Here is a 12,591-nt window from a genome sequence, read left to right on the forward strand (position 1 = left end):
ATTTCTCCTTTATATGTTTTATTTTATACCTGTTCCATGATTTCTCCGATACTCATATCAGGTTCCGCGATTCCTTTAAACAATATCCGCATCATATAATAATATAACAATTCCATATCATGTTCTGCCAAATGTGCGGTCTGGTAATGATATGAAAAATTCATACCTCCATTATCTGTATGAGATACTGTCAGATACATTTTCTTTGTAGCTGCACCATTTGCAAACCATTTTGCATGCTGTGGAATTTGTACCAGATGAGGATTATCCAATTTTACCGGCATCGGCTGATAAGTAAGGTAACAGCTTTCATAGGCTGTATTCTTCGGTGTATGATATCGTTTCTGCATTTCCTCTCTGATCAACGCCGGATCATAGTTACTGTGCATATAGATCCGATTCTGCATATTCTGAATCTCATATGCTGCCGACAGGAAATCAGTATCTGCCGAAATCACAGTTCTACATGGAAACATAATAGTCCGACTACCACCAGAGGTCCATTCATCATGGGTAGACCGTCTTGAAATGAAGTTTTCTATCGTAATATCTTCCTGTCCATGATTCATCTTTGACAGATATGTACGAATACCAAGTAACAACAGATTTGTCATTGAAAGCTGATGGTTCATACAAAAATCTATCAGGTTTTTCGTTGGCTCCGGCTCCAGTTGATAATCCTTTACTGCCACAAACAACTGATCTAATTCTATATCGGCAGCCCTGAGTGTTTTATTCCTATGTAACTTTCTTGATGCTTCCAGTACATCTAAACCCTGGATATCAGAATAAAGGGGTTCCCCCCATGCATCCAGCTGATCATCCCAAAACTTTTTATCTTTGGCAAAACGTTTTTCATTATTTGCACGATTCAGATCTTTAACCAGCACTTCCTCAAAATCAGCTAACTTCTGCGGATATGGTGTATTGAATTTATAATGCGTATATAACTGCATCAGATCATTGATCATCACAACCAGTCCACAGGAATCAATCAATCTATGATCCATATGGATGAAGAAACCATTATATCCATCCGGCAGTTTTACCATCACTATATCGCAAAGCGGAATATCATCTCCGTCAAATGTCTCATATGCCCACTGCTGCATTAGATTGTCTGCTTCTTCCATATGCATTCCTGATAAGTCTTTTAAAGGAATATCACGGGTTTCTTTTTCAGTAAGATATTGTTTCACATCACCATTTTTATCACGTTTCGTAAAACGAATACGCATACATCCATATCTCTCATATTCCAACTGAATACATTTTTTTAAAAGTCCGAAATCCAGTTCTGCTTTTAAAGATGCCACCACACTGACACCGGACACCTGCTGTGTTTTATATTTTTTTATCCAGTCATCATGCATTTTTTGTGCTGCTGTTAAGGGATACTGTTTCATCATCATGGATAACCTCCTGTATTCTTTATTCTTTTGTGAACTTATCACATTTCATTTTTGAATTCCACCCCTTGTACAACTTAACAAACACTTTACATGAAATTGACCGAAACTTTAAAAGTAATCTATAGATCAGAATTATCCTGATATAAAAATCCCCCTTAAACAGATTCGGCATTTACCTTATCTGCTTAAGAGGGATCCTGTTACTTCCGGTGATTCTATTTTAATTATCATATTTTTCAAAAAAATCAAGCAGCTTTTGTCGATAAAGCTCCGGAGCTGCATATGGCGCGCAAAGATGCCGTGCTTCCGGTATAATGACCAGTTCTTTGGGAGCACCGCATAATGCATAATTATATAAAGAATTCTCCGGAACTACATAGGTATCTGCTTCCCCATGAAAAAACAAAACCGGACGTTTATTTTTCTTCATTGCTTCTATCGTGTCAGCATCACTCATACGAAATCGGCCAAACATCCTGCAAAACAGATCTACACGGAACAAAAGCAGCTCTACCCAGCCCAAATGGAACCAGTTAGCTGCGATATCCTGAAGCTGACGCTTCATCGAGCAAAATCCACAATCTGCAATCAAGCCTTTCACTTCTTCCGGCAGTTTATGTCCTGAAGCCATAAGCACCGCCGCAGCCCCCATGGATTCTCCATAAAGATAGATTGGGAGCTTCTCTCTGTTTCTTGCAGCAATATAATAACTCCATTGCTGTACATCCCATTGCTCTTTTGCACCAAATGTAATATATTCACCCTCGCTCAAACCGCAGCATCTCTGATCAATAAACAATAAATTACACGCATTCTCATGAAGGAAACGTGCTGTATATGCAAAATCGCCAAAGCCACTACCTTTATATCCATGACTTAACACAACAAAACGTTTCGCTTCTTTTGTCGGAAGATAATAAGCATGCAGATACAGTCCATCTCTGCTTCTGATAAAGCAATCCTTCATCTGCTGCTCAGCACACCACAGTTTTCCTTCTTCATATTCCTTTTCGTATTTGTCTCTTGGATGATTTTTCTTTATATGAGACAGTTGAAACCATTTCTTTTTCTTCTGTCGTTTTTTTCCTTTGCAACGAACAAGCATATCAAAGAAAGACCAGCCCAAAGCAACAAACAGACCAAATGCACCGGCTACAATTTCCAGTAATCTTAATATTTTCTGCTTATTCCCTGTATCATTCATAATCGTTATCTTCTCCGCTTCTTTTTTGCGTATTTGTAAAACAGCCCTTGAAAACATAATGTTTTCAAGGGCTTGAAATTCTTTATTATAATTCAACAAATAAAATTATACATTCATCTGCTTAGCAACTTCTGCTGCGAAGTCTTCGTTCTTCTTCTCCATACCTTCACCAACTTCAAAGCGAACGAACTTAGCGATCTTAAGAGCAGGATTTACAGACTTCAGGTATGCTGCAACTGTCTGCTTGCCATCTTCAGCCTTAACATATCCCTGATCAAGAAGACAGATTTCCTTCATCTGCTTAGAGATACGTCCTTCAACAAGTCCTGAGAAGATCTTGTTGCCTGAGATCTCTTCCTTATCAGCACAAGCGATCTCTGCTAACTGAGCCTTAGCTTCCTTTGAAAGGAAGTTAGGTAAGAAGTTCATGTTTGACTTCTTCTCTTCGTAGATAGCTACATCTTCTGCGCTCCATACACCGGCTACAGCCTTCTCGATCAACTTGGAAAGAACCGGCTTTGGAAGTGAGAATGGATCATTTAATGCACTGTCAATTGTGATCTCTTTCATCTTAGCAAGCTCATCTGCTGAGATCTCGTCTCTTGAGATATACTGTGGGTTCATAGCTGCGATCTGCATTGCGATGTTTGTAAGTGCTTCCTTAGCTGCATCATCTGAAGCACCGTTACCGGCTACAAGAACACCGATTCTTCCGCCACCATGGATATAAGAAGCAACAACATCTGCTGTAACCTTCTCAAATCTTCTGATGGAGATCTTCTCACCGATCTTGAGGATCTTATCATCAAGATCAGCCTTCATATCAAGGATTGAAACAACGTCTTCGCCATCTCCGGCCTTTTCTGTATCTACTGTAAGTGCCTTATCTGCAACTGCCTGTACAAACTCCTGGAAAATTGCATTCTTTGCAACGAAGTCTGTCTCTGAGTTAACTTCAACAACTACTGCTGTATTACCATCAATTGCAACCTTAGCGATACCTTCTGCTGCAATTCTTGCTGCTTTCTTCTCAGCCTTAGCTGCACCACTCTTTTTGAGTACTTCCACAGCGGCATCCATATCACCGTTTGTCTCTGTAAGTGCTTTCTTACAATCCATCATACCAGCACCTGTGAGTTCTCTTAACTCTTTTACCATGCTTGCTGTAATAGCCATCGTAATAACCTCCAAAATTCTAGTATTTATATTCTAAAATATTACTCTTCTACTGCTGCTTCCTCATCTGCAACTTCTTCAGCATCTGTTGCATCAGCACCCTGCTGAGCTTCGATAACTGCATCTGCCATCTTTGAAACGATAAGCTTTACAGCTCTGATAGCATCATCGTTACCAGGAATAACATAATCTAATTCTTCCGGATCACAGTTCGTATCAGCAATACCTACAAGCTTGATTCCAAGTGAATGAGCTTCCTGGATACAGATTCTTTCCTTCTTAGGATCTACAACGAAGATCATGTCAGGAATTTCCTTCATTTCCTTGATACCGCCAAGGTTCTTCTGAAGCTTCTCCATCTCCTTCTTGATCTGGATTACTTCCTTCTTAGGAAGAACATCAAATGTTCCGTCAGCTTCCATAGCTTCGTACTTCTTAAGAGTAGCGATTCTTGTCTGGATTGTGCTGAAGTTTGTAAGCATACCGCCTAACCATCTCTCGTTTACATAGTACATACCGCAACGCTCTGCTTCACTCTTGATTGAGTCCTGAGCCTGCTTCTTTGTACCAACGAAAAGAATCTTTCCACCATTTGCTACGCAGTCACCGATTGCATTGTAAGCATCGTCAACCATTCCTACTGACTTCTGAAGGTCGATGATGTAGATACCATTACGCTCTGTGTAGATGTATGGCTTCATCTTAGGGTTCCATCTTCTTGTCTGGTGTCCGAAATGTACACCTGCTTCTAATAACTGTTTCATTGAAATAACGCTCATTTTTTCTACCTCCATGGTTATATTCTTCTGCTGATCTCTCTTTCACCGAGTCACCCGAGCTATAGGCACCACTTCAGGAATCAACCAGCATGTATATTATTTTTATGAGCCTGCTATATACAAGCCCACACACAAAACGATAATAACACAAAAAGAAAGTGCATGCAAGCACTTTCTTTTTATAATCTCATGTCACTTAACAGTTCCATGTCTTTTTCGCATTATGCTGGTATGTGCGAGCACATTCCAGCGCAATGCTCATTATCTCATATTTTGTTTTAATTCATGCTATAACTATCGTCCATCTCTCATAATAGTGATCATCTCATCGTAGGTTTCATCACCCTTGAATGTGAAAGTTCCACACATCAGTTTCATGGAATTACCGGAGCTTACAAGATAATCATAAAAATCCTGTACACTGTCTACCATTCCGATATCATATAATGCCTGAGAGATTGCCTCTGCATACATACCCGGCCTGATCGTGATCGAACCACCCTTTTTCTTTTCTTCTGTAGTTGTCTCTGTCGTAGCCTCCGTAGTTGCTTCTGTCGTAGCCTCTGTTGTAGCTTCTGTCGTTGCCTTGGTTGTACTTTCGGTTGTGGCTTCCGTGGTTGCCTTGGTTGTATTTTCCGTTGTGGTTTCCTTTGTCGCCTCTGTTGTAGCTTCTGTCGTCACTTCCGTCGTTGCCTTAGCTGCATCCTCTTTTGTCGTTTCCGTTGCAGTCTCTGTCGTTTTCGCTGATTCAGTAGCCTCTTCCGATGCAACAACTCCTACCGCATCTTCTTTTGACGGATCATTCTTCTTTGTATCTGCAAAGCTTCCGGACTTGATACCAACCATCATGACAAGCGCACCGATGATAAGTCCAAAGCCTAATCCTCTGAAAAAATATTTTTTCTTCATACTGCCGTTTCTCCTATCGTATAAAACAATTTCATTTACTGCTTCTGATTCTCAATATTTTTAATGATCACCTTGGTTTCACCAACACCGATTCCAAGCTGATTTGCAATCTCCATGATCCCAAATCCCTGCTTGTAAAGCTCTGCCACCTCTTCATCGATATTCTTCTCATCATCCCAGATCTCTTCCGGCGCAGGAGCTTCTTTCTTTGCCTCCTGTACACGATTCTGATTTCTGTTTGTTCTGCTCTTCTTGCGGTTCTTCTTTCTTGAGCGGTTGCCTCCTGCAGGCTGTTCTGGCTTCTGTACAGGCTCGGTTCCGGTTGCTTCTACGACTGTCGTTTCTTCTGCGGTCTCGGTTGTCTCTGACTCAACAGCAGATTCTTCTGCTTTCTTAAAAGCAACAACATTGGATTTCTCCTCTGCCACTTCTTCCTCGGCTTTCTCAGCAACAGCTTCTTCTGCAACAGCTTCCTCTACTTCTTCCTTTGGTTCCTCCGCATCATCTTCTGCCGCGTTCTCTTCAACATCCTGTTCCGGTACAGTCTCGGTTATATCACCATTTGCAACCGCATCTCCGGAAATAACTGTCTCCGTCTCGCTTGCCTCTAATGCTCCAAGAGAATTCTCATCCGGCTCTTCTTCGATATCTTCCGGCTTCTCATTTTTCTCAGGATGTTCTGTTTCCGTTTTTTCTTCAGAAATCGTTTTCTCTATCTGTTTCTCTTTTTCTCTTGCAATCTCTTCTTCGGTTTCTTTTACTTCCATTTCAAGGAGTTCTTCATAAGTGACCGTTTCAGGCTTCTCTTCTGCATCAGGATTGTATTCTTCATAGGCTTCCGCAAGGCTCTGATTGATATAATCGATCATTTCTTTCTTTGCCTTTTCAGACAACTTGGATGCCCATTTTTCAAGCTGTTCCTTCAGTTCCTTTTCTGTCTTCTTGCGGACATCTTCGCTGTATTCGTCTAATGATGTCTTGCTCTGCTCAAGAAGGGAATCACATAATTCCGTAATCTTTCGTTTTAACTCTTCTGAGCTTTCATTATATATCTCATCTTCCTCTTTAAAATCATGACTATCCAGAATAAAAAAGCTTACACCTACAACTGCTACGCCAACTAATAATGTTATGATTGGTAATATCATTTCTTTACTCTCCTTTGCAAAATTTTATACGGCTTTTAATTCGTCAAATACAACATCATTCAGAACCTTAATGTAAGTTCCCTTCATGCCCGAGGATCTTGCTTCAATAACACCCGCACTCTCAAACTTTCGAAGTGCATTTACGATTACGGAACGGGTAATTCCGACCCGGTCTGCGACCTTACTTGCAACAAGAATTCCTTCTTTTCCATCCAGTTCCGAAAAAATGTGCTTGATCGCCTGTAATTCTGAAAATGATAAAGTACTGATTGCCGAACGCACGATTGCGATCTTACGATCTTCTTCTGCATTTTCTTCATTTAAAGCCCGCATCATCTCAAGTCCTACAACCGTTGTTCCGTATTCCCCGAGAATAATATCATCAATATCATACTGTGCATCCAGCTTATACAGAAATAACGTTCCAAGCCGTTCTCCTGCTATATCGATTGGAAGTAGAAGTCCCTGATATTTCTCTATGTTATCACTGTCAAATCCGAGCGTAGTCAGATTTACATTTTCCTTTGTTGACAATACAAGGAGAAGTCTCTCATTCAGCATACTGTCGATCAGCAGACCAACCTTATCCTCGATCAGCTCATGGATCTCAGGTATATCTTCACGGTTCTTAATTCCCAGAACCTTACCTTTTTTACTGATAACCAGTACATTTGATTTTAAAATATCACTTAAAACATCACAAATATCATTAAAAACAACCTTATGCGAGTTGTTATTGTGCAATAATTTGTTAATTTTTCGTGTTTTATCTAATAATTGAACACTCATTTCTGTTCCTCCGTATGTAAAATACAAAAAAGTTGTTTTTGCATAAAAAATCTACACTATTTGACATTCTATCACAATGGTCATGAGATAACAATAGCCTTTCCTGTCAAACGAGAGATTTAATATTTAAAAACAACTTTTTTTATATGGCAGGCCGGACAACTTCATCCGATCACTTATGCCTATTTTCCCTTTTCGGTATTATCTCTGGAATATCCACAGTTTTCTGCTGAACAAAGTAACTTATTACCCTTTTCAACCATATAACTGCCACATACCGGACATTTTTCCCTTGATGGTTTCGCCCATGACATAAAATCACATTCAGGAGCATTGATACATCCATAGTATCTTCTGCCCTTTCTGGTCTTCTTTATTACTATGTCACCACCACATTTCGGACAAGGAACTCCTGTCTTTTCAAAGAACGGCTTCGTAAATTTACAGTCAGGAAAGCCCGGACATGCAAGGAATTTACCGTGTGGACCATACTTAACGACCATATTGCGTCCGCACTCGTCACATACCTCATCCGTTACTTCATCCTCAATCTTAATGGACTGCAACTCACTCTCGGCTTTCTTAACCGCCGCATCGAGATCTGGATAGAAGTTTCTTACTACAACTTTCCATTCGATAGCACCCTCACCGATCTTATCGAGAAGAGACTCCAGATTCGCTGTAAAATTCACGTCGATAATAACCGGAAATGCCTGTTCCATAATCTGATTAACGGCTTCTCCCAGTTCTGTTACATATAATTTCTTATTCTCTTTTGTGATATAACGACGATTCAATATCGTTGAGATCGTCGGTGCATAAGTACTTGGTCTTCCAATGCCAAGCTCCTCTAAGGTTCTTACCAGAAGTGCTTCTGTATATCTTGCCGGCGGCTGTGTAAAATGCTGCTTCTCGTCAAAATCTTCTAATTTTAACAGATCTCCTTCATTCAGATCCTTAATGCCGGCAATATGCTCACTCTTCTCATTGTCCACATTATAAACCGTTGTAAATCCTGCAAATGCAATCTTTGATACTGAGGTCTGGAACCGATAGCCTGCTACTTCTGCCTTTACGGTCTTAATGCTGTATACTGCCTCTGCCATCTGGCTTGCAAGGAAGCGGTTATAGATCAGCTGATACAGACGGAACTGTTCTCTGCTTAACTGATCCTTGATAGCTGCCGGTGACAGTGTGATATCCGTCGGACGGATTGCTTCATGCGCATCCTGGATCTTCTTACCCGGTTTGTCTGCCCGAGGTATTCCCGCTGTATAATCTTCTCCAAAATTCTTTATGATATAATCTTTGGCTGCTGCTGCCGCTTCATCTGATATTCTGGTAGAATCCGTTCTCAGATAAGAGATCAGACCGATGGAACCTCTGCCCTTGATCTCCACACCTTCATATAACTGTTGTGCGATACGCATCGTTTTGGATGTTGCAAAGTTCAACTTGGAGGAAGCTTCCTGCTGCAACGTACTGGTTGTAAATGGAAGTGGCGCTTTCTTATGACGCTCACTGTCCTTGATCGATGCGATCTTAAAAGACTGCTTTCCGATCGTTTCTATGATATGATCCAGTTCCGCTCTGGAAGATATTTCTTCCTTATCGCTCCCATTTCCCATGTATTTGAATTCAATGCTTTTCTTGGCCTTTTCCGGTGCCAGCATAGCAGAAAGTGTCCAGTATTCCTTTGGAATAAATTCATTGATCTCTTTTTCTCTGTCACAGATCAGCTTTAATGCTACAGACTGTACACGTCCGGCACTTAAACCTCTCTTAATCTTTGCCCAGAGAAGCGGACTGATCTTATAACCAACCAGTCTGTCCAATACACGTCTCGCTTGCTGTGCATCCACAAGTGCCATATCGATATCGCGTGCCTGCTTAATTGAATTCTTTACTGCATTTTTCGTAATTTCATTGAAGGTAATCCGCTTGTACTTCTTATCATCCAGTTTCAGTGCTTTTGATAAATGATAGGAGATTGCTTCTCCCTCACGATCGGGGTCAGTTGCGAGGTACACTTTGTCAGCTTTCTTTACTTCTTTTCGAAGCTGTGCAAGTATATCTCCTTTTCCTCTGATTGTTATATATTTCGGTTCAAAATCATTATCAACATCAATGCCCATCTGGCTTTTAGGCAGATCACGCACATGACCATTCGACGCAATCACTTCATAATTACTGCCCAAAAACTTTTTAATCGTCTTGGCTTTCGCCGGAGACTCTACAATAACAAGATATTTAGCCATGTACTCTTTCCTTTCCTGTTCGTTTAAACGACACAAACTATACACCATTTTTTCCTGCCATGCAAGTGAATATTTTATTACCTTCTTTATCAAAATGCATCAAGCTTCCTGTTCTATGAAAAAACAGCAGTAAAATAATAACGCATCGGCTGCCTGATATATCCCTTTTTCTCCATGTCAAACAGAGTGCTCAGAACAAGTGCCGGAGGCTGATCAACCCGCGAACAGATGTCTTCTATATATACAACATCCCTACCCAAACAGGCAAAGATCTCCTGCTCCGGTAAATCAAGCTGTTCCCTGCATACCATGTCTTTCTTTTGTGCAATTTCTTCTTTTTTACAGAGTCCCAGTTCGTCTATTATATCCGCTGCATCTGTTACAAGCATTGCCCCCTGCCGAATCAGTTGATTACAGCCTTCACTGTTCCTGTCTCCGATCCGTCCGGGAACCGCATATACTTCCCGTCCCTGTTCAAGTGCCTGATCTGCCGTTATCAGTGAACCGCTTTTTTTCTGCGCTTCCACAACCAGAACCCCTTTTGCCAAGCCACTGATGATCCTGTTTCTAAGTGGGAACCGCCATTTTGCCGGTTCCACATCCAGCCCATATTCCGACAAGATCACACCGCTTCTTTCAATGCATTCATACAAATCATAATTCTCTCTCGGATAACAGATATTGATCCCGCATCCAAGTACCGCAATGGTAAATCCATTTTCTATTTCTACCGCCGCCCGCTGTGCCGTTCCATCAATACCGGCAGCCAACCCGCTGATGATATTGGTCTGATATGACGCAAGCTTAGAAACAAATGACCTCGCGATCTCCTTTCCATATGCGGAAGCCTTTCTGGCTCCTACAACAGCAATACCCGGACGATTTAATGCAAGCTCTTCCACCCTGCCTCTGGCATATAACAGCCTTGGGCAATCCGGAATGTTAAGTAATTCTTCCGGAAAATAAGGGTGTCCGGGATATATATATGTAATATTTCTCTCTTTTAGTCTGTTTTTATATGCTATTATCTTCTTCTCATCCCGAAGTTCCAAAATCTTGCTTCCCTGTATCTCTGTCAAAGCTCCCTGAATCTCCCGGTCAGGTGCTTCCCACAGCTCCTGCAGCCCGCCAAAATACGCAAGGATCTTTCCCATGGTCATATTCGTTATATCAGGGAACATCCCAAGCCATAAATGGAGTAAGTCAAGATCCATATCCGAAAGCCCCCTTTCCGTAAGATCTGTTTCTTCCCGTCTCACCATCCTCAAGAAGATTCTGATATCGGAAAAACAAGGCCTCTTTCAGATGTATCTCCCTGATCTCGGGACTTCCATCAAGATCCGCGATAGTTCTCGCTATCTTAAGCACTCTGTTATATCCTCTCGCCGACAGATCTGTCTCCTCAAATACATCACGGATCATCGCCTCTTCCGTCGATCCCAACTTGATATACTTCTGTGTGCGTCTGCCGTCTAACTGTGAATTAAAATGAAAGCTCTCTGATCTATAGCGTTCCCTTTGTATCTTCTGTGCAGCCAGCACACGCTTTCGAATTTGTGCTGATGTCTCTGCTTTTTTCGTTCCGAGAAGGTCTTCGTAAGCAACTTTTTGTACGTTTACATTGATATCGATTCGATCTAATAACGGTCTGCTGATCTTTGCATTATATTGCCGGATCTGTCTGTACGAACAGGTGCATTTATTCAGATCCGGATACATACCACAGGGACATGGATTTCTGGCTGCTACCAGCATAAAGCCCGCAGGATATACATATTTGCCATGAATCCTTGCAATCGTAACCTCCCGATCCTCTAACGGCTGCCGCATAACCTCGAGAGCATTCCGGTTAAATTCCGGCAATTCATCCAAGAACAACACCCCATTATGACTGAGACTGATCTCACCCGGTTTTGGGATCGTTCCACCCCCGGCAAGAGCAATGGCCGATACCGTATGATGCGGAGAACGAAATGGGCGTCCGGTAATGATCGACTGATTCTTTTTCAAAAGACCTGCCACACTGTAAATCTTTGTTATCTCGATACTTTCCTCAAACGAAAGTCTGGGAAGAATGGTCGGCAGACATTTGGCGATCATGGATTTCCCTGAACCGGCAGGGCCTGTCATCAGTATATTATGCATACCGGCAGCCGCAATCTCCATTCCTCGTTTTAATATCTCCTGCCCTTTAATATCCGCAAAATCTCCTGTCTCATCATTTTCTTCCTGATCAAGCAGGGCTTCAACATCCACATACGCCGGTTCGATCGCAATCCTGTCATTCAGATATGCTTCCGCTTCACATAGAGTATGAATCGGTATAACCTCCATATTGCGGATCAATGCTGCTTCTTCAGCATTATCGGCAGGAACCAGACAGCGTGTGATACCTTGTTTTACTGCATGATGAACAACCGGGAGTATTCCTGACACAGCATTTACTCTGCCGTCAAGCCCCAGTTCGCCTAAGATTAAAATATTTTCTGTTCTTTCAGACGGAATAATCCCCATAGATACCATAATTCCTATGGCAATAGGAAGATCATAGGCAGTTCCTTCCTTACGGATATCTGCCGGTGATAGATTGATCGTAATCCTTTTAGGAGGTATCTGAAAGCCGGAATTCTTAAGGGCTGTTCTCACTCGTTCTCCGGCCTCTTTTACGCACGCAGACAAAAAGCCTACCATATTAAACATTGGTAAACCATCATTAATGTCTGTTTCTACCTGGATCAGAAGTCCTTCTACGCCAAGGACTCCACCACTTGTTACTTTACTGTACATCTGCATCTGCTCCTTTCGACATCCCTGCCGTCTCTCCACGGGAGCAAGTCAGACCTGAATATAAAAAGCTGCCTGACGGCAGCTTTTTATACGCCTGCATTTATACTACTTGTATCTACTCAAAAAGTC

General features: G+C 41.6%; 10 protein-coding genes. All 10 read right to left on the reverse strand.

Features of this window, described 5'->3' with window-relative positions; genetic code table 11:
- Nucleotides 1-23: 23 nt before the first annotated feature.
- The 10 genes from CLOL250_RS12325 to CLOL250_RS12370 all read right to left on the reverse strand — a co-directional run bounded on the left by CLOL250_RS12325 (nt 24) and on the right by CLOL250_RS12370 (nt 12,462).
- Nucleotides 24-1,412, reverse strand: a complete 1,389-nt coding sequence (locus CLOL250_RS12325) for a condensation domain-containing protein (RefSeq protein ID WP_008402884.1) — start codon at nt 1,410-1,412, stop codon at nt 24-26.
- A 220-nt stretch (nt 1,413-1,632) separates the two neighbouring features.
- Entirely contained in the window at nt 1,633-2,616 is a 984-nt protein-coding gene (locus tag CLOL250_RS12330; RefSeq protein ID WP_243104382.1) for an alpha/beta hydrolase, read from the reverse strand.
- A gap of 105 nt (nt 2,617-2,721) precedes the next feature.
- Entirely contained in the window at nt 2,722-3,792 is a 1,071-nt protein-coding gene (tsf, locus tag CLOL250_RS12335; RefSeq protein ID WP_008402886.1) for a translation elongation factor Ts, read from the reverse strand.
- Nucleotides 3,793-3,833: 41 nt separating this feature from the next.
- Nucleotides 3,834-4,571: a 30S ribosomal protein S2 gene (gene rpsB / locus CLOL250_RS12340; RefSeq protein WP_044946188.1), complete on the reverse strand. Its 738-nt coding sequence runs from the start codon at nt 4,569-4,571 to the stop codon at nt 3,834-3,836.
- A gap of 294 nt (nt 4,572-4,865) precedes the next feature.
- Entirely contained in the window at nt 4,866-5,480 is a 615-nt protein-coding gene (locus CLOL250_RS12345; RefSeq protein ID WP_008402889.1) for a hypothetical protein, read from the reverse strand.
- Between the two features lie 35 nt (nt 5,481-5,515).
- Nucleotides 5,516-6,628 (reverse strand): hypothetical protein, encoded by a 1,113-nt coding sequence (locus CLOL250_RS12350; RefSeq protein ID WP_008402890.1) that lies wholly within the window; start codon nt 6,626-6,628, stop codon nt 5,516-5,518.
- A gap of 24 nt (nt 6,629-6,652) precedes the next feature.
- Complete coding sequence (codY, locus tag CLOL250_RS12355) at nt 6,653-7,417, reverse strand: GTP-sensing pleiotropic transcriptional regulator CodY (protein WP_008402891.1); 765 nt, start codon at nt 7,415-7,417, stop codon at nt 6,653-6,655.
- A 182-nt stretch (nt 7,418-7,599) separates the two neighbouring features.
- The gene (gene topA, locus CLOL250_RS12360; protein WP_044946190.1) at nt 7,600-9,675 is read right to left on the reverse strand and encodes a type I DNA topoisomerase; all 2,076 of its coding nucleotides are present in this window, start codon (nt 9,673-9,675) and stop codon (nt 7,600-7,602) included.
- 113 nt (nt 9,676-9,788) lie between these two features.
- A complete protein-coding gene (gene dprA, locus CLOL250_RS12365; RefSeq protein ID WP_008402893.1) occupies nt 9,789-10,889 on the reverse strand; it encodes a DNA-processing protein DprA in 1,101 nt (366 codons plus the stop codon).
- The gene (locus CLOL250_RS12370) at nt 10,879-12,462 is read right to left on the reverse strand and encodes a YifB family Mg chelatase-like AAA ATPase (protein ID WP_044946191.1); all 1,584 of its coding nucleotides are present in this window, start codon (nt 12,460-12,462) and stop codon (nt 10,879-10,881) included. The genes dprA and CLOL250_RS12370 overlap by 11 nt, the downstream gene beginning before the upstream one ends.
- Nucleotides 12,463-12,591 lie beyond the last annotated feature (129 nt).

Source organism: Clostridium sp. L2-50, assembly GCF_000154245.1.
Taxonomy (GTDB): domain Bacteria; phylum Bacillota; class Clostridia; order Lachnospirales; family Lachnospiraceae; genus Coprococcus.

Bases quoted from the DNA above. Each gene is read 5' to 3' on its own strand.
- topA (WP_044946190.1), bottom strand. From the start codon at position 9,675: ATGGCTAAATATCTTGTTATTGTAGAGTCTCCGGCGAAAGCCAAGACG.
- CLOL250_RS12325 (WP_008402884.1), bottom strand. From the start codon at position 1,412: ATGATGATGAAACAGTATCCCTTAACAGCAGCACAAAAAATGCATGAT.
- tsf (WP_008402886.1), bottom strand. From the start codon at position 3,792: ATGGCTATTACAGCAAGCATGGTAAAAGAGTTAAGAGAACTCACAGGT.
- codY (WP_008402891.1), bottom strand. From the start codon at position 7,417: ATGAGTGTTCAATTATTAGATAAAACACGAAAAATTAACAAATTATTG.
- rpsB (WP_044946188.1), bottom strand. From the start codon at position 4,571: ATGAGCGTTATTTCAATGAAACAGTTATTAGAAGCAGGTGTACATTTC.
- CLOL250_RS12370 (WP_044946191.1), bottom strand. From the start codon at position 12,462: ATGTACAGTAAAGTAACAAGTGGTGGAGTCCTTGGCGTAGAAGGACTT.
- CLOL250_RS12350 (WP_008402890.1), bottom strand. From the start codon at position 6,628: ATGATATTACCAATCATAACATTATTAGTTGGCGTAGCAGTTGTAGGT.
- CLOL250_RS12330 (WP_243104382.1), bottom strand. From the start codon at position 2,616: ATGAATGATACAGGGAATAAGCAGAAAATATTAAGATTACTGGAAATT.
- dprA (WP_008402893.1), bottom strand. From the start codon at position 10,889: ATGGATCTTGACTTACTCCATTTATGGCTTGGGATGTTCCCTGATATA.
- CLOL250_RS12345 (WP_008402889.1), bottom strand. From the start codon at position 5,480: ATGAAGAAAAAATATTTTTTCAGAGGATTAGGCTTTGGACTTATCATC.